Origin of the sequence: Shewanella sp. BJSY2023SW007, assembly GCF_047314525.1 — a bacterium.
GTDB classification, from domain to species: Bacteria; Pseudomonadota; Gammaproteobacteria; order Enterobacterales; family Shewanellaceae; genus Shewanella; species Shewanella chilikensis.
The window spans coordinates 1-14,916 of sequence record NZ_JBKORL010000047.1; the positions used below are offsets into that span (position 1 = coordinate 1).

Below are 14,916 nucleotides of genomic sequence, written 5' to 3' on the forward strand. Positions count from 1 at the left end.
ATAGACATAAAAAATCGGAAACCTACAAACAGGTTTCCGATTGTCTCTCATCAGAAGGATCGGTCAACCGATCCTTATCTGATCTACATTGCGCCAAGTTGCGGGGATTTTTTTAGCTAGCGCAGGGGGATTGAGAGTTGCAGAGCCTGAAGGCGCGCCCGATTCAACAGCTCACATACCCCTTTGGCCGGGCGTTCAAGGTTGGCGGGCAAACATTGCAGTACCCCGTGGGCTTTGGCCAATGATGACTAGAGAAGGTTTATGTCTTACGGTAGGGAAGTGCTTCTTTGGGCCCTTATCAGGGCCCAAAGCGCGTAGATTTAGCCTTTGATACTGAAGCTGCCTTGCATTACGGCCCAGTGGCCGGGGAAGGAGCAGAAGAAGTTATAGCTTTCTTCCTGTGTCATGCCTTCGGTGCTGAAGCTGATGCTGACTGATTCGCCGCCACCAACCAGAGGAGTATGGGCAATGACCCGCTCATCACCGGCTTTAACATAGGCGGCATCGGCGCCCGCTGCCATACCATCAGTGGCAATGCCCTGCATATCGGCGCTCTTGCTCAGAACCCAGTTGTGGCCCATGGCTGTCACAGGTAGGGTGCCGGAATGAGTCAATGTCAGTTCTACCGTCTTGCAACTGGCGGGAACGCTGAGTTCTTTGGTATCAAATTGCATCGCATCGTTGGCTGTGATGGTCAGGCTGCATTCGTCGGCGCTGGCAGTACTGCTGATAACGGCGCCGGCTCCCAACAGGGTAATACCCGCGAGTCTCTTGGTTAACTTATTCATTTTCAATTCCTTTTCTGGTTTTAGGGTCGATATTTCTCTCGACAGTACGAGAGCCCCGCAGGCTCCCGCCTGGGTTAATCATAACGGTATCTAGCTTAAATGAGAATTAATCTCAGAATTTTAACTGTCAGCCGTGGCAGGAGCAGCTGACAGTTGCTTGGGCTGTGATAGACTGACAGCCGAATCAATACTTGCCACGGAGGCACTCATGAAAGGTCCTGGTTTTTGGTCATCTCTTGTTCTGGGCGGCATATTGCTCACAAGCCCTTTGGCGTTGGCCGACGACAGCGCTCGTCGGGCCCAGGTGGAGCAACTGCTGCTGGAAATGCAGATGGACTCCATGATGGACACGGCATACACCCAGATGGAACAGATGATTTTGGGCATGCAACAAGAGTTCAATATCAAGGAGAGTGAAAAGCCTTTATTTGAAGAGTTTGCCCGTAAGAGCACGCAGATCTTCAAACAGGAACTGGGCTGGGACAAACTGAAGCAGCCACTGACAGATATTTATGTCAAGCATTACAGTGACAAGGAAATTGCCGATATGCTGGCGTTTTATTCCAGTGATACAGGGCGTTCCATGGTCGCCAAGATGCCGGCTGTGATGCAGGAGTCCATGATGATGACCCAATCGCTGAGCCAGGGGCTGCTGCCCAAAATGGAGCAACTGCAGCAGGAGTTTGCCAATAAGCTCAAGGCTCATAGAGAAGCCCATTCAGGCGAATAATTTGACTAGCAGTCAGTATAAAAAACGGGAGTCTATGACTCCCGTTTTTGTGGTGTTAATGGCTTGATTATAGCTCGCGGCGGTAGGGTATACCGCGCTGGGCACCATGGCGGGTCACGGCTATGGAGGCGGCCTTATTGGCAAAATCCACAGCTTGCTCTATGGTCAGTCCTTCACTTAAGGCCACCATCAGGGCACCATTGAAAGTGTCTCCTGCGGCCACAGTATCAATCACCTTGACCGGATAACTAGGCACCAGGCCCTCAAACTCGGGATGACGCACATAGGCGCCGCGACTGCCGAGGGTGATCACCACTGTGCCCACCCCTTTGGCTTGCAGCGCTGCAGCGGCTCTGGCGGCGCCGGCTTCATCTTCTACCTTGATACCGCTAAGGGCTTCTGCCTCGGTCTCGTTGGGAGTGATGATATCCACCAAGGCCAGCATATCGTCAGCCAAGGGGCCGGCGGGTGCCGGGTTTAGGATAGTCACTGTGCCCTGTTGCTTGGCCAGTTGCAGCGCAGCTTTGACTGATTCCAACGGCGTTTCCAGCTGTGCCAACAGATGGCTGGCGCCTTTGAACAGGTCTTGATGACAGTGGACATCTTCAGGCTCCAGGCTGGCGTTGGCACCTGCGGCCACTCCGATACAGTTTTCACCGCTATCACCGATGAAAATCATCGCACTGCCGGTCGCCATTGCCGGCATTTTCTTCACCCCCTGTGGGTGAATGCCATCGTCCAACCAACTCTTAATCATGGTATCGGCAATGGCGTCGTCCCCAAGATGGCAGATAAAGTCCACTCGGGTGCCAGGCTGTGCCAGTCTGGCGGTGGCGACCGCTTGATTGGCGCCCTTGCCGCCATGTTCCAACCGGTAGCTGCGGCTCATCAGTGTTTGCCCTGGCTCGGGCAGGTGACTGAATTCCATCACATGATCGGCGTTGGCACTGCCGATTATCACTAGTCTGCTCATATTTTAATCCTGATAGGCGTAGAGGCTATTAACCAGCAGATCCACAAAGCCTTCACGATCCAGATGCATCAGCACCTTGGCGTTGGCGGGTTTACCGGTCAGGTGGTAACGGTCGACTACAGTCATCCCTACAGTCAGCTCGCTCTGGGTTTCGATGGCCACATGGCAGTCCAGGCCGATGAACAACTCAGGCTTGAGCAGCCAGGCTATGGTGCAGGGGTCATGCAGTGGTGCGCCATCAAAGCCCCACTTGGGATCCTTGTGGTAGATAACAAAGAATTCCAGCAGATCGGCAACACACTTGGCAACCTTGTTGGGAATCGCGCGGAACCGGGCCACATCCTCTTCCATGATCTGCGCCTCATGGGTCACGTCCAGACCGGCCATGACGATAGGGATCCCTGACTTGAACACCATGTCGGCCGCTTCCGGGTCAACAAAAATGTTGAATTCGGCGGCAGGGGTCCAGTTGCCGATACCGGCGGCGCCGCCCATCAGCACTATCTGTTCGATACGGGATTTGAGTTCGGGATAGGCACTCAGGAAAATCGCGATATTGGTCAAGGGGCCCGTGGGCACCAGAGTCACCGGCTGGCTGCTTTGGCGGATTTTTTCGGCCATCAGTTCCCAAGCCATCACTGGCTGAGGTTCAAAGGCGGGATCCGGCAGTTCAGGGCCATCGAGCCCGGATTCACCGTGAACATTGTCGGCAATGATCAGCTCCCTTGCCAAAGGCTTGGGGGCGCCGCTGGCTACAGGTATATCGGTTCTGCCCAGTAGAGTAAGTACTCGCATGGCATTGTTGAGTGTTTTTTCCTGGGTTTGGTTACCTGCGCTGGTGGTCACGGCCAGCAGATCCAGCTCAGGGTTGGCCAGGGCCAGGATCAAGGCGATGGCATCATCATGGCCAGGATCGCAGTCGAGAATGATAGGGCGTTTCATGCTGTTACTCCTTTCGCAATTTGCCCGAGCATAGCATGACTCTGTGGCGTGCGCAGAACCCAATGGCAAACTGTGAAGTGTTCCTCAACAGATTGTTGAAATCTGCTACAATCCGCGCCTTTAAAGGATTGATTCAAAGGGGACCCGGTGGGAAAGATACGGGCAATCTGGAAAGACCTGGCCTTTATCGGCTTGTTTGCGCTGACCGGTGGGCTGTTCTCGGCTCTTGGACTCTATTTTGTCAAAGAGAGTGTCCAATCCTGGCAGGAAGTGAATATCCTGCTCGAGAGAGGCGCTGAAACCCAAGGTTATATTGCCCGGCGTGCTCAACAATACGTTCCACCGGGGCGCTGGGGCATCGGCCGTTATGAATGGGATTGCTTGCTGCATTATCAGTTGCCGAACGGCAGTGAGCATCAGATCTGGGATCCCCCTGGCCTGCTTTGTGACTCAAAAAGTGTCGGTGAGTTTGTGAGCCTTTGGTATTTGCCGGAGGAACCTGGCATAGCGCGCACCGATATCCAGTACTATCGAGAACAACAAAATACCTGGCTCGAGCTGTGGGGGATTCTAATCGCGCTATTGCCGCTGGCCATTGGCGGAAAGTTTGTGGGTAAAACCGTCCAGAGTTTGCGCTTTCTTCGGGCTCGGGAGCGGTTGTCGCCAATAGTTGAGCAGTTACTGGAGGCCGATAACCCCGCCGAGTTACTGGCATTACTTGAAGCCAACCGGGCCAGCCCGGCCAGTAGCTATTTGGGGCGGCAGGCCCTTGGCTATATCGCCGCCAGACCTGAATGGCAGGTGCGTTTTCTTGCTTGGTTTGTTCCCGTTTGTCTCAAGTGGGAGCAGCCAAGTAAAGGCGAGGGTGTTTCTGGTCTTGGGCTTTCATTGCAATTGGCGCTCGGTCGCCGCTACCCTGAGTTTACCCTGGCACTGCTCGATGGCATTCGCAGCCTGTTTGCTGAGCATGAGCTGGCGAAGATGGTCTTCTCCCAGCACCTTGCCGAGCTGCAACGCAAACCCTGGAGTGCTGAAATTCAAAAGCAATTCAACGCCTTGTTATTGGGGCGGCAAATGCCTTTGGGGGACAAAGGATTTATCCACACCGAAGTGAGCCGATTGGTTTGCCTGGAATGGCTTTTTAATAACCTGGAATCGCTGCCCGGTGTTTGGCCCAGCGCTGCGAGCGCCTTGCTCAAGGCACTCGTAGCACAGCCGCCACTGAATCCTTTGAGCCGTAAACAGCGTAAAAAACAAGCGCTGCATTGGCGCTATATTCTTGGCAGCCTGGCATCCAAGTCTAACTCAGGAGCAATTGGTCGAAAGCGCCAGGCACAGCTGGATCAAATTGAAGCCGATATCCAGGCTCTGGCCGCCAGCCGTGGTTTTACGCTGAGCAGATAAGATGAAAAAGCGTCGATACGCTATCTATTGGTGATATCTGTAAAACAATGACGACTGATGGGGTGAGATATCTCTGATTCTGTGGCCAATGGAAGGTAAATCTCTTTTCTGTCACTTTGCAGTTCATTCAGGTATGTTAAAATTGTTCGCTGTTTCAGGGAGTCAGAAACTCTGATGAAACTTTGGTCGCCTTAAGCCATTCAATAATTGGTGCGGCGTTTTCGGATCTTGGATCTGTTATTGGGAGAAAACATGGAACATTTCATCGGAGCCATCAAAAAATACGCCGACTTTACCGGTCGAGCTCGTCGGACAGAATACTGGATGTTTGTTCTGTTCTATATCATTTTCAGTATGGTTGTCAGTGCTATCGACTATGCACTGGGTACCACAGTGCTGGGGCTGATTTATTCTTTGGGTCTGCTATTGCCCTCTATTGCTATTGCGGCACGTCGTCTGCATGACACTGACCGCAGTGGTTGGTGGCAGCTGTTGGGACTAATCCCTGTTATAGGTTGGATCGTGCTGCTGGTTTTCTACTGCCAGGACAGCGAAGTAGGTGACAACCGCTTTGGCAGTAACCCCAAAGAGCTGGGTTAACAGCTAAGATAATGGAAAGGGAGCATCTGCTCCCTTTTTGTTTTTTAGGGTAAATCTGCAGCGGTCAGTCGGCGTCAAAATTAGACATTTATCCATATAGACGTCTATAATGCCCGCTCTCGGCCAGAGCCGAGAATGACAGCACAGTATTTTAGTCAACCTTTCGTGGTGCCCCGGAATTGAAGACCGGGGATAATCGGGAAGCCGGTGAGAATCCGGCACTGCCCCCGCAACGGTAAATGGTGAGAGACAGGCGCGCCCAAGTGGCGTCATAAAAGTCGGGTCTCGCGCGGTCAACCGCATAGCCAAAGTCCGGAGACCGGCCCTGGAGGTATTTCGATGATTTCGGTGGGCAGATCTCGAAATGCGGCAGCCAAGGGGTTCTCCCTGCCGTGGCACTCTTGCCCCGTTTCCCTTTCAGGAGTCAAAGGAAAATGGGTTTCAAACTAAATCACCTCGCGCTGCTTTGCGGTGCATTTACCTCAGTTCCCGTCATGGCGAGCGTGACGTCCCAGGCCGTGGATGAACAGCTGGTAGTCATTGGCCGTCAGGATGATACGCCGCTTAATATTGCTGCCAATGTGGTGGTCATAGATGCCGCTGATATTCAGCAAAGTGGTGCCAGCAATCTGAGCGAGTTGCTGCGTGGCCGCAGTGGCATTCAAATATCTGACAATAACTCAGGGCCTGTGCTGGCGATGCGCGGCTTTTCTGCCAGCCAAGCGGTGAATAACACCCTGATACTGATAGATGGGCGCCGACTCAATAATATCGATATTGCCGCCCCGAGCCTGAGTGCCATTGCAGTCAATCAGATTGAAAGGGTAGAGATCCTTTCCGGCAGCGCCGGGGTGCTCTATGGTGATCAGGCTGTCGGTGGGGTGATCAATATTATCACCAAGGCGCCCAGTGCCAGCGGTGGCAACTTGACCCTCTCAGGTGGCAGTTTTGACACCTACGAAGGCCGTGGCGATCTGTCCGGCGCCATCAATGACAACTGGCGTTACTATTTGACAGCTGCTTACAACGAGAGCGACAACTACCGTAAAAATAATGCCAACGAAACCGGTTCGGTACTGGGGCGTCTGCAATATGATTCAGAGTCGACCAACTTCTTTGTCGAAGGCAGTTACTACGATAACAAGCGCCAGACTCCAGGATCACTGACCCAAGCTCAGTTTGAAGCCGACTCTCGCCAGGCGACATCGACGCCGGGTGATTACAACCATGAGATGACTTCCGCCTGGCGTGGTCATATTCAGCGCCAGGTGCATGCCAACTGGGCTCTGGTTGCGGACCTTAACTACAGTGACACTCTAGTGTCCAGCGTCAGTTATGGTAGCCCAGGTCGGAACGAGCGCTCGCTGTTGGAATTCAATCCCAAGGCGCTGGGGCGTTATCAAACCCGCAATGGTGAACTGAGCATAGTCATAGGCGCCGATATTCAACGGGGTGAAACCGAGTTCGATCTCAGTTATATGCAGCGCAGCAATACCCAAACCATGACCAGCACCTATCTACAGGCCAATGTGCCGCTGACCAACAGCCTGAGCTATGTGGTGGGCGGACGCTATGCCAAGGTCAAGGATGAACTTAAGGATGGTAAGGTTTACCCCAATGGCATAGATCTGGATGAAGATGCTCATGCGCTTGAGTTGGGACTCAACTATCGGCCCTTGGAAGGCCACAGATTTTATCTTCGCGGTGATGAGAGCTTCCGTTTCGCCAAGGTCGATGAGCAGGCTTATACGCCGCCAACAGTCGTCGGCCTCAAGCCGCAGACCGGCCGTTCCATTGAAGCCGGCTGGGATTGGACCTTGAGCAACCAGAGCCTGCGTCTGAACCTGTACCGACTGTCGCTGGAAGATGAAATTGTTTTTGATCCCAGTGCCGATATGCCTATCGGCGGCGCTTTCCCCGGTGCCAACGTCAATGCCGATGCCTCCCGCCGTTATGGCGCCAGCCTCGACTGGGACTGGCAGCTCAATGAGATGCTGCAGTTGGGACTTGAGTACAACTATATCGATGCCGAATTTACTGAAGGCGCCAACAAAGGCAAATCTCTCTCCTGGGTGGCCGAGCATTCCGGGCGTGTCTACACCAGTGTGGACTTTGGCCAGCATTGGCAGCTGTTTGTCGAGGGCCAGTATCTGGGCGACAGATATATGGAAGGTGACAATGGCAACCAGCACGATAAACTGGACAGCTACTGGCTGGGGAATATCGCCCTCAACTACAGCCGTGATGCCTGGCTTGCCAGCCTGAGGGCCGATAACCTGTTTGACAAGCAATACGCCAGCTCGGGTTATTTCAGTACCTGGGGCGATGGTTATTACTCGGGCAGCGGCCGCGCGCTGAGGTTCAGCGTCAGCTATCGCTTCTGATTCAGGAAGGTGCGGATAAGTCCTTGTGGCGCTTTTCATAGAAAGCCGGGTTCCCCCGGCTTTTTGCTGCCCGTATCTCGATCTGTTTTAGTTGAGGGCTTGGGCTTTTTTCAGCAGGAAAGCTCCCACTGATAAGGAGGCAAGAGCCGAAATATGAACCTTGATTTCAGATATGGTTTGAGGGGCGTGGTCATAGCTCTGTTGTCGCTGTTTTTGCTGGCTTGTTCCGAGCCCAAGTTGGCTTATATCGGCAGCAATGGCAAACTGCTGGCCTTTGGTGACAGCCTGACCCAAGGCGTGGGAGCCAAGGCCGGGCAGGATTATCCCAGTCATCTGGCTGAGTTGTGCCGCTGTGAGGTGATCAACGCCGGGATTTCCGGTGAGCAATCGGCTGCCGGGCTTGAGCGTTTGCCGGCGCTGCTGGATGAAACCAAGCCGGATCTGCTTATTTTGCTCGAAGGCGGTAATGATATTCTCCGCGGCCGCAACCAGGCGCAATTGGCGCAAAACATTGAGGCCATGTTATTTGAGGCCAAGGCCCGGCAAATTCCGGTAGTGCTGCTGGCTGTGCCGCAAAAGAATCTATTGCTGTCGCCCCTGCCTTTGTATGCCGAACTGGCCGACAAGCACGGCGCCATCTTGTTGGAGGAGACTCTGTCTGAGCTTTTGCGTTCAAACGAGCTCAAGTCTGATACTGTGCATCTCAATCAACAGGGCTATGCGCGTTTGGCGCAAGTCATCTTCTCCAAGCTGCAGGAGGCGGGCGCTTTTTGATGCTACTTTTTGATTCTATTTGGCAAAAACTGGGCTAATTATCGATTGAACTTGACCCTGGTGGGCATTTTGTGGGTAAATTCTCTGCCATAATAAATGGCAATAGTGCCTTCATAATAAATAACAGCAGGTTTAAAGAATCACATGACAGATCTTGAGCAGCAGGTTTTTACTCAAGTGCGTGCCATCATAGCCAACGAAGAGCAGGTGATAGGTCGCCGCGGCATCCTGATCCCGCTTAAGAAGGCCATTATTGCTGATGGCGATATCCGCAATGTGATTGATATTGTCGCGACCGATCCCGCGCTGGCAGCCCATCTGCTGTGGCGCAGTAATAACGCGCTCTCACCTTCCGTTCAGCCAAACCGCAGCCTCAAGGATGCCTTGGTGCGCCTTGGACAGGTCAATATCTACCGTTATGCCTTTAGTTTCTATCTTAAGGAGCGGCTCGATGAATTGCCGCAGCCATATCGCAAGCTGGTACAAGGCTATTGGCGTTTGACCGAGTCAGTGGCGATCGAATCTGTGGATAGTTTGCATCAGATGCAAGGGGTACAGATAGACGCGGACGAAGTGCAGACTCTGGCACTATTCAGCGTATTCGGTCAGATCATCGCCCTGACGGCGTTTGCCTATCTCAACGCCGAAGCCGAGCAGTGCTTTCCGCTGGGCATTATCAAGACATTAATAGATACTCAGCAGCAAACACTGACGGTGGAAGCCTTTGAATCTCTGGGGTTGGATGATGAGCTGCAAAATGAGTTTATGGTCGCCCATAACTTGAGACAGACCCGGGATCCCCATTCACCCGGACTGGTACTGAGAAGGGTATTGTCGCAGCGCGGCTTGCTGCTAAATCCACTCTAAATCTTTTTGTGACTGTCGCCGACTATCAGTGACTGTGGCTGCCGCTCAGTCAGTGCCTGTCCTGGCGCTGTAATCCCTCTTTGGCTATTAATTCCAGCAGCCTTTGCAATTGCACTCTATTGCTGCTGTCGCGGCGGTAGGCTCCGAACAGTGGCCGTTTCAGGCCTTCCTGCCCCAGTTTTACAGAGGTCAGGCTTAAGCCCTGGGCCTCGGTCAGTGACCAACTGGGTAAAGCGGCTACTCCTTCCTTACAGGCGATGCGTTGCAGCAATACATTGGTAAGATCGCAGCGTTTTTGTGGGCCGGGCACCACCCCGGCCGGCTCGAGGAAGTGATGGAAAATATCCAGCCTTTCCAGCGGCACCGGATAACTGATGATAGCTTCCCCTGCCAGTTGTTGCGGCAAAATATAGCTGTTGCCGGCTAAAGGATGATCTTTGGCCATCACCAGTCTCACTTCAAAATCAAATAGATGCTGGTAGGCAAGGGCATGGCCGGGCACAGGATCTGAGGTTAGCACTATATCCAGCTCACCGGTTTCCAGCGCATTGAGTGAGTCGAACAGGTGGCGGCTTGAGAGATCCAGGTTGGCATCAGGATAAGACTGATGAAAGGCTTCCATTACAGGCATCAGCCAGCGAAAACAACTGTGGCATTCAATACCTACCTTTAATGGGCCGCTGCTTCCAGATAGACCGCGTTTGAGCACAAATTCGGTTTCCTGTACCCGAGGCAGTATCTCTTCTGCCAGGCTCAGCAGGCGACTGCCCTCAAGCGTGAAGGTTAGAGGTTTGCTTTTGCGGACAAATACCTGGGAGTTAATCCGGGTCTCCAACTCTTTAATCTGGTGCGACAGTGCCGACTGAGTGACAAAGCGTTTCTTCGCCGCGCCGGCCAGGCTGCCACTTTCTTTCAGTGCTATCAGAGTACGAAGGTGTCTCAGTTCTATCATTTCCTCTCCACATGAATGCCGCTCATGTTGCCCTTGAATTCAATTCGGTTGCCTGTGCTGAGACTAACACAATAAACTTCTAGACGTCCAGACGCCCAGTTTGATTTGTTGTATTACGGCGTCGCCAGTCACTTGCAGCACAATTTACAGAGGATGGTATACATTATGCGATTAAACAGTCTTGGTTTTCCCCGTATCGGGCGTCGACGTGAACTCAAGTTTGCTTTGGAGAAGTATTGGCGTGGTGAGTCCAGCCAAGCCGAACTACAGAGTGTTGCCAAGGAGCTTAGGCGCATCCATTGGCAGTGGCAGGCTGATGCCGGGGTAGAGCTGTTACCGGTCGGCGATTTTGCTTACTATGATCAGGTGCTGACCCTGAGTGCGACTCTGGGGGTAATCCCCGAGCGTCACAGTGACGGCGGCGCTGTCAATCTCGATACCCTGTTCCGGGTTGCCCGTGGCCGAGCACCCAGCGGTAAGCATGCGCCGGCGTCTGAAATGACCAAGTACTTCAACACCAACTACCATTATCTGGTGCCTGAGCTCAGCGAAGATCAGCGCTTCGATATTGCCTGGGAGCAGTTGTTTGAAGAGGTGACCGAGGCTCAGGCGTTGGGCCACACTGCCAAGCCGGTACTGCTGGGGCCGGTCACTTTCCTGTATCTGTCCAAGACAGTGGGCGCAGAGTTTGACCGTTTGACATTGCTGCCGGCGCTGCTGCAATGCTATCAAGCCATTCTGGCCCGATTTGCCGCCCAGGGCGTTGAATGGGTGCAATTGGATGAACCTGCGCTGGCACTTGAGCTGGATGACAGCTGGCAGCAGGCCTTCCATCAGGCCTACGGCGTGCTCGAGTCGGCGCCGCTCAGGCTGTTGCTGGCAACCTATTACGGCACTGTAGCCCATCATCAAAGTCTGTTGTCGGCACTGCCGGTGGCGGGTATTCACCTGGATCTGGTCACCGCGCCCGAGCAGTTGCAGGCCTTTGTCGGGGCATTGGCGCCCGAACAGGTGTTATCGGTTGGGGTGATTAACGGCCGTAACGTCTGGGCCGCCGATCTGGATCTTGTGGCCGAGCAGTTGGCGCCACTGGCGCGTGATTTGGGAGACAGGCTCTGGCTCGCCACTTCCTGCTCCCTGTTGCATACCCCGGTGGATCTCGAGGTGGAGACCGTGCTGGCGCCCGAGCTTAAAAGTCTGCTGGCATTCGCCAGGCAAAAACTCACCGAGTTGCAGGAGCTCAAGGCGCTTTTGGCGGCGCCTGAGACGGAAAGCGCCAAAGCTGTGGTCGCCCGTTGCCGAAGTCGGCGCGCGGCCAGGGCGCAGGGGCGCAATCAGCAGCTCAGTGCCAGAATCGATGCGCTGAGCGCGGCCGATTACGACCGAAACCATGAGTTTGAGGTGCGCAGACAAGCCCAGCAGGCCAGGTTCAAGTTGCCTTTGTTGCCGACGACTACCATAGGTTCATTCCCGCAAACGGCAGCCATTCGTAACCTTCGCAGCCGCTGGCGCAAGGGTGAGTTGGACGATGCTGTGTACACAGAGCAACTGCAACAGGTGACCCGAGATACCATAGAACGTCAGCTCAAGCTGGGAATAGATGTGCTGGTACACGGTGAAGCCGAGCGCAACGACATGGTGGAATACTTTGGTGAACAGCTCGATGGCGTTGGTTTTACCAAACATGGCTGGGTGCAGAGCTATGGTTCCCGCTGCGTCAAGCCGCCGCTGATCTACGCCGATGTGACCCGTCCCAAGGCGATGACAGTTGACTGGGCCGAATATGCCCAGAGTCTTACCGACAAGCCGGTGAAAGGCATGCTGACCGGTCCCGTGACTATATTGCATTGGTCCTTTGCCCGCGAGGATATCAGCCGCGAACAGATAGCGACTCAGTTGGCCCTGGCGATACGCGATGAAGTGGTGGCATTGGAGCAGGCGGGCATAGGCATTATCCAGATTGATGAACCGGCTTTTAGGGAAGGCTTGCCGCTTAAACGCAGCGATTGGGCCCATTATCTCGATTGGGCCGTGGCCGCTTTCAAGCTCAGCGCCGCCGGTGTCAGAGACGAGACCCAAATTCACACCCATATGTGCTACAGCGAATTCAACGACACTATTGCGGCAATTGCCGCCATGGATGCCGATGTGATCACCATAGAAACATCGCGCTCACGGATGGAGTTGTTGAATGCCTTCGAAGACTTTGACTATCCCAATGAAATCGGCCCTGGGGTTTATGATATTCACTCCCCCAATATTCCAACAGTGGAGGCCATGGTAAGCCTGATTGAAAAGGCGGCGCAGAAAATTCCTCTGCGTCAGCTCTGGGTCAACCCGGATTGCGGCTTGAAGACCCGTAACTGGGAAGAAGTCGAACCGGCTTTGAAGAACATGGTTGATGCCACCAGGGAGTTGCGACGTCGACTCGGGTGATAAAACTCTGTGGTTAATAATAGTCAGGGGCGCAATGCGCCCCTGATGTTGATTGACTTCAACGCGGTAAAGATTCAACTCATGCTTATTCCCAGTATCATCAGGCCCACAGTGCCCAGGATGATCAAGCTTGAAAAGATTGTGCCCAGAATGGCGAAGATTTTCTGGCGCTCTTTTTGTACCAGGCCACCAATACCCAACCCCAAAGACACCAGACAGACCAACATCATAAAGATGATCATTAACCCCACAAGAACCGCTTCCATGGAGTTTTCATCCATGCCGCCCGGTGTTGTTGTTTCCAGGGTTCCGGCAACAATAAAAGTAATAAACAGGGCTATTCCACTCAATATGCTGGTGACAAATGAGGCTATCCCTGGACCTGAATGTTTTAATTGCATGGCAATCCCTTGATTTTTTCTGATGGTTATCCAACTGAGAAATATACAGAAACCAAGGGAAATATGCCATTGACCATTTCTGTCTATACTCAGGTCACCAACCGGACTCAGATAACTATCAGGAGAAGCCCCATGAGCCATGTATACAAGATAATAGAACTGACAGGTTCATCCCCCATCAGCTCGGACGAAGCGGTCAAGAATGCCATCGCTGCGGCCAGTCAGTCGCTGCACAATCTGCGCTGGTTTGAAGTGATAGATACCCGTGGCCACCTGGAAGCCGGTGTTATCGCTCATTGGCAGGTCACCATCAAGGTGGGTTTTACCCTGGATTAGGCTTGAATTCAGGCGTCTCTTGGCAAACCCTTTTCCACTATCCGGATCAGGCGATCCGTCTTACGGACGGGAATGGGCGCTGTGTTCTTGCCGCTGAGTTTTTCTGCCTGCTGCGCCAGTGCCCACGTTATGTGTTCTGCGATCAGTTCAGAGGCATCTGTCAGTCGCTCCTGCAAGGCGGCAACTATGGTTTCACTGCCGGGCGCATTGCCCAGTGCCACCGCAATATTGCGCAGCCAGCGTTGATGGCCTATGCGGCGGATGGCGCTGCCTTCGGTATTCTTCAAAAACTCGACCTCACTCCAGGCAAACAGCTCCAGCAGCTTGGGCTGTTTCAGTTGTGGCCTTAAATGAAAGTCTGTCTCTGCGGTCAAGGGGGCGGCACGGTTGAAGGGGCATACCAGCTGGCAGTCATCGCAGCCGTAGATGCGATTGCCTAGCAGTGGCCGAAACTCCAGTGGGATGCTGCCGGCCAGTTCTATGGTGAGGTAAGAGATGCAGCGACGTCCATCGACTACATAGGGCTCGACTATAGCGCCAGTTGGGCAACTTGTAATGCAGGCGACGCAGGTATTGCAGCCTTCGGCTATGGCGACATCCACGGGCAGCGGCAGGTTCACCAGCAGTTCGCCGAGGAAAAACCAACTGCCGGCTTCATGGTTGAGGATCAATGAGTGTTTACCTGTCCAACCGATCCCGGCCTTTTCTGCCAGAGGCCGTTCCAGAATGGGCGCCGAGTCGACGAAGGGCCGAAAGCCACAGCCTTCAAGTTGCAGGGCTTTGAGCGCTTCATCTATACGTTCGCCCAGCTTTTTCAAGCGATTACGCATCAGCTTGTGATAGTCACGGCCGCCGGCATAGCGGGAGATATAGCCGAGGTTAGGGTCTTTGAGGTTGAGAGCAAATCCGGCTTGGGGCGGCAGATAGTCCATCCGTACCGAGATGACTCTTAAAGTGCCGGGATGCAGTTCGGCCGGGCGGGCCCGCATCATGCCGTGGCTGGCCATATAGCCCATTTCACCGTGATAGCCCTTATCGAGCCAGGTCTGTAGCCTGGGCTCTTCGCGGCGAAGATCTGTATCCGTGATCCCAACTTGAGCAAAACCCAGCTCTTTGCCCCAAGCCTTTATGTCGCGGGCAAGCTTACCAAGCATACAGGGATCAAATTGTGGTGGTTGAGGAACAGACATTAACAGAGGCTGACCGGGAAAAAACCTGATTATATCAGTAAAGCTGAATCGCTCACAGTTGCCGCAAACGGCGATTTTGGTTTTTGTCGATGCTATGCTGGAACCGAGGGGGAATAAACATATGCCGACAATTAAGCCT

General features: G+C 53.6%; 14 protein-coding genes and 1 riboswitch. Of the genes, 8 read left to right on the forward strand and 6 right to left on the reverse strand.

The window, feature by feature from the left end:
• Nucleotides 1–320: 320 nt before the first annotated feature.
• Entirely contained in the window at nucleotides 321–788 is a 468-nt protein-coding gene (gene azu, locus ACMHXE_RS07870) for an azurin (RefSeq protein WP_101056868.1), read from the reverse strand.
• A gap of 208 nt (nucleotides 789–996) precedes the next feature.
• On the opposite strand from azu, the gene ACMHXE_RS07875 reads away from it, so the two are divergent.
• Complete coding sequence (locus tag ACMHXE_RS07875) at nucleotides 997–1,518, forward strand: DUF2059 domain-containing protein (protein ID WP_226565350.1); 522 nt, start codon at nucleotides 997–999, stop codon at nucleotides 1,516–1,518.
• A 67-nt stretch (nucleotides 1,519–1,585) separates the two neighbouring features.
• Here the strand turns inward: ACMHXE_RS07875 and rbsK are convergent, their stop codons facing one another.
• Both rbsK and rihA read right to left on the reverse strand, forming a co-directional pair.
• Nucleotides 1,586–2,491 carry a ribokinase gene (gene rbsK, locus ACMHXE_RS07880; protein ID WP_412502420.1) on the reverse strand — a complete coding sequence of 302 codons (906 nt, stop codon included), beginning with the start codon at nucleotides 2,489–2,491 and terminating at the stop codon, nucleotides 1,586–1,588.
• A 3-nt stretch (nucleotides 2,492–2,494) separates the two neighbouring features.
• Nucleotides 2,495–3,433, reverse strand: a complete 939-nt coding sequence (gene rihA, locus ACMHXE_RS07885) for a pyrimidine-specific ribonucleoside hydrolase RihA (RefSeq protein WP_101056870.1) — start codon at nucleotides 3,431–3,433, stop codon at nucleotides 2,495–2,497.
• Nucleotides 3,434–3,580: 147 nt separating this feature from the next.
• Between rihA and ACMHXE_RS07890 the strand changes: the two genes are divergently transcribed.
• The 5 genes from ACMHXE_RS07890 (at nucleotide 3,581) to ACMHXE_RS07910 (ending at nucleotide 9,462) form a co-directional block, all read left to right on the forward strand.
• Nucleotides 3,581–4,837 (forward strand): hypothetical protein, encoded by a 1,257-nt coding sequence (locus ACMHXE_RS07890; RefSeq protein WP_101056871.1) that lies wholly within the window; start codon nucleotides 3,581–3,583, stop codon nucleotides 4,835–4,837.
• Between the two features lie 252 nt (nucleotides 4,838–5,089).
• A complete protein-coding gene (locus tag ACMHXE_RS07895; protein ID WP_039035572.1) occupies nucleotides 5,090–5,437 on the forward strand; it encodes a DUF805 domain-containing protein in 348 nt (115 codons plus the stop codon).
• Nucleotides 5,438–5,586: 149 nt separating this feature from the next.
• Nucleotides 5,587–5,780: riboswitch (cobalamin riboswitch) on the forward strand.
• Between the two features lie 91 nt (nucleotides 5,781–5,871).
• Nucleotides 5,872–7,821, forward strand: a complete 1,950-nt coding sequence (locus tag ACMHXE_RS07900; protein WP_412502419.1) for a TonB-dependent receptor — start codon at nucleotides 5,872–5,874, stop codon at nucleotides 7,819–7,821.
• A gap of 153 nt (nucleotides 7,822–7,974) precedes the next feature.
• A complete protein-coding gene (locus tag ACMHXE_RS07905) occupies nucleotides 7,975–8,595 on the forward strand; it encodes a GDSL-type esterase/lipase family protein (protein WP_413731908.1) in 621 nt (206 codons plus the stop codon).
• Between the two features lie 144 nt (nucleotides 8,596–8,739).
• Entirely contained in the window at nucleotides 8,740–9,462 is a 723-nt protein-coding gene (locus ACMHXE_RS07910; RefSeq protein WP_101056874.1) for an HDOD domain-containing protein, read from the forward strand.
• Between the two features lie 49 nt (nucleotides 9,463–9,511).
• Here ACMHXE_RS07910 and ACMHXE_RS07915 read toward each other — a convergent pair whose 3' ends face one another.
• Nucleotides 9,512–10,414, reverse strand: a complete 903-nt coding sequence (locus tag ACMHXE_RS07915) for a LysR substrate-binding domain-containing protein (protein WP_413731910.1) — start codon at nucleotides 10,412–10,414, stop codon at nucleotides 9,512–9,514.
• Nucleotides 10,415–10,579: 165 nt separating this feature from the next.
• On the opposite strand from ACMHXE_RS07915, the gene metE reads away from it, so the two are divergent.
• Complete coding sequence (metE, locus tag ACMHXE_RS07920; protein ID WP_412500898.1) at nucleotides 10,580–12,850, forward strand: 5-methyltetrahydropteroyltriglutamate--homocysteine S-methyltransferase; 2,271 nt, start codon at nucleotides 10,580–10,582, stop codon at nucleotides 12,848–12,850.
• A 74-nt stretch (nucleotides 12,851–12,924) separates the two neighbouring features.
• Here the strand turns inward: metE and ACMHXE_RS07925 are convergent, their stop codons facing one another.
• Nucleotides 12,925–13,251, reverse strand: coding sequence for a hypothetical protein (locus tag ACMHXE_RS07925; RefSeq protein WP_096140927.1), 327 nt, complete (start codon nucleotides 13,249–13,251; stop codon nucleotides 12,925–12,927).
• Nucleotides 13,252–13,383: 132 nt separating this feature from the next.
• On the opposite strand from ACMHXE_RS07925, the gene ACMHXE_RS07930 reads away from it, so the two are divergent.
• A complete protein-coding gene (locus tag ACMHXE_RS07930; RefSeq protein WP_025009040.1) occupies nucleotides 13,384–13,587 on the forward strand; it encodes a dodecin in 204 nt (67 codons plus the stop codon).
• Nucleotides 13,588–13,595: 8 nt separating this feature from the next.
• On the opposite strand, the gene queG is transcribed toward ACMHXE_RS07930, so the two are convergent.
• Nucleotides 13,596–14,741, reverse strand: a complete 1,146-nt coding sequence (queG, locus tag ACMHXE_RS07935) for a tRNA epoxyqueuosine(34) reductase QueG (protein ID WP_412500736.1) — start codon at nucleotides 14,739–14,741, stop codon at nucleotides 13,596–13,598.
• Nucleotides 14,742–14,916 lie beyond the last annotated feature (175 nt).

Coding starts and splice junctions, on each gene's coding strand:
- azu (WP_101056868.1), bottom strand. CDS start 788: ATGAATAAGTTAACCAAGAGACTCGCGGGTATTACCCTGTTGGGAGCC.
- ACMHXE_RS07875 (WP_226565350.1), top strand. CDS start 997: ATGAAAGGTCCTGGTTTTTGGTCATCTCTTGTTCTGGGCGGCATATTG.
- rbsK (WP_412502420.1), bottom strand. CDS start 2,491: ATGAGCAGACTAGTGATAATCGGCAGTGCCAACGCCGATCATGTGATG.
- rihA (WP_101056870.1), bottom strand. CDS start 3,433: ATGAAACGCCCTATCATTCTCGACTGCGATCCTGGCCATGATGATGCC.
- ACMHXE_RS07895 (WP_039035572.1), top strand. CDS start 5,090: ATGGAACATTTCATCGGAGCCATCAAAAAATACGCCGACTTTACCGGT.
- ACMHXE_RS07900 (WP_412502419.1), top strand. CDS start 5,872: ATGGGTTTCAAACTAAATCACCTCGCGCTGCTTTGCGGTGCATTTACC.
- ACMHXE_RS07905 (WP_413731908.1), top strand. CDS start 7,975: ATGAACCTTGATTTCAGATATGGTTTGAGGGGCGTGGTCATAGCTCTG.
- ACMHXE_RS07910 (WP_101056874.1), top strand. CDS start 8,740: ATGACAGATCTTGAGCAGCAGGTTTTTACTCAAGTGCGTGCCATCATA.
- ACMHXE_RS07915 (WP_413731910.1), bottom strand. CDS start 10,414: ATGATAGAACTGAGACACCTTCGTACTCTGATAGCACTGAAAGAAAGT.
- metE (WP_412500898.1), top strand. CDS start 10,580: ATGCGATTAAACAGTCTTGGTTTTCCCCGTATCGGGCGTCGACGTGAA.
- ACMHXE_RS07925 (WP_096140927.1), bottom strand. CDS start 13,251: ATGCAATTAAAACATTCAGGTCCAGGGATAGCCTCATTTGTCACCAGC.
- ACMHXE_RS07930 (WP_025009040.1), top strand. CDS start 13,384: ATGAGCCATGTATACAAGATAATAGAACTGACAGGTTCATCCCCCATC.
- queG (WP_412500736.1), bottom strand. CDS start 14,741: ATGCTTGGTAAGCTTGCCCGCGACATAAAGGCTTGGGGCAAAGAGCTG.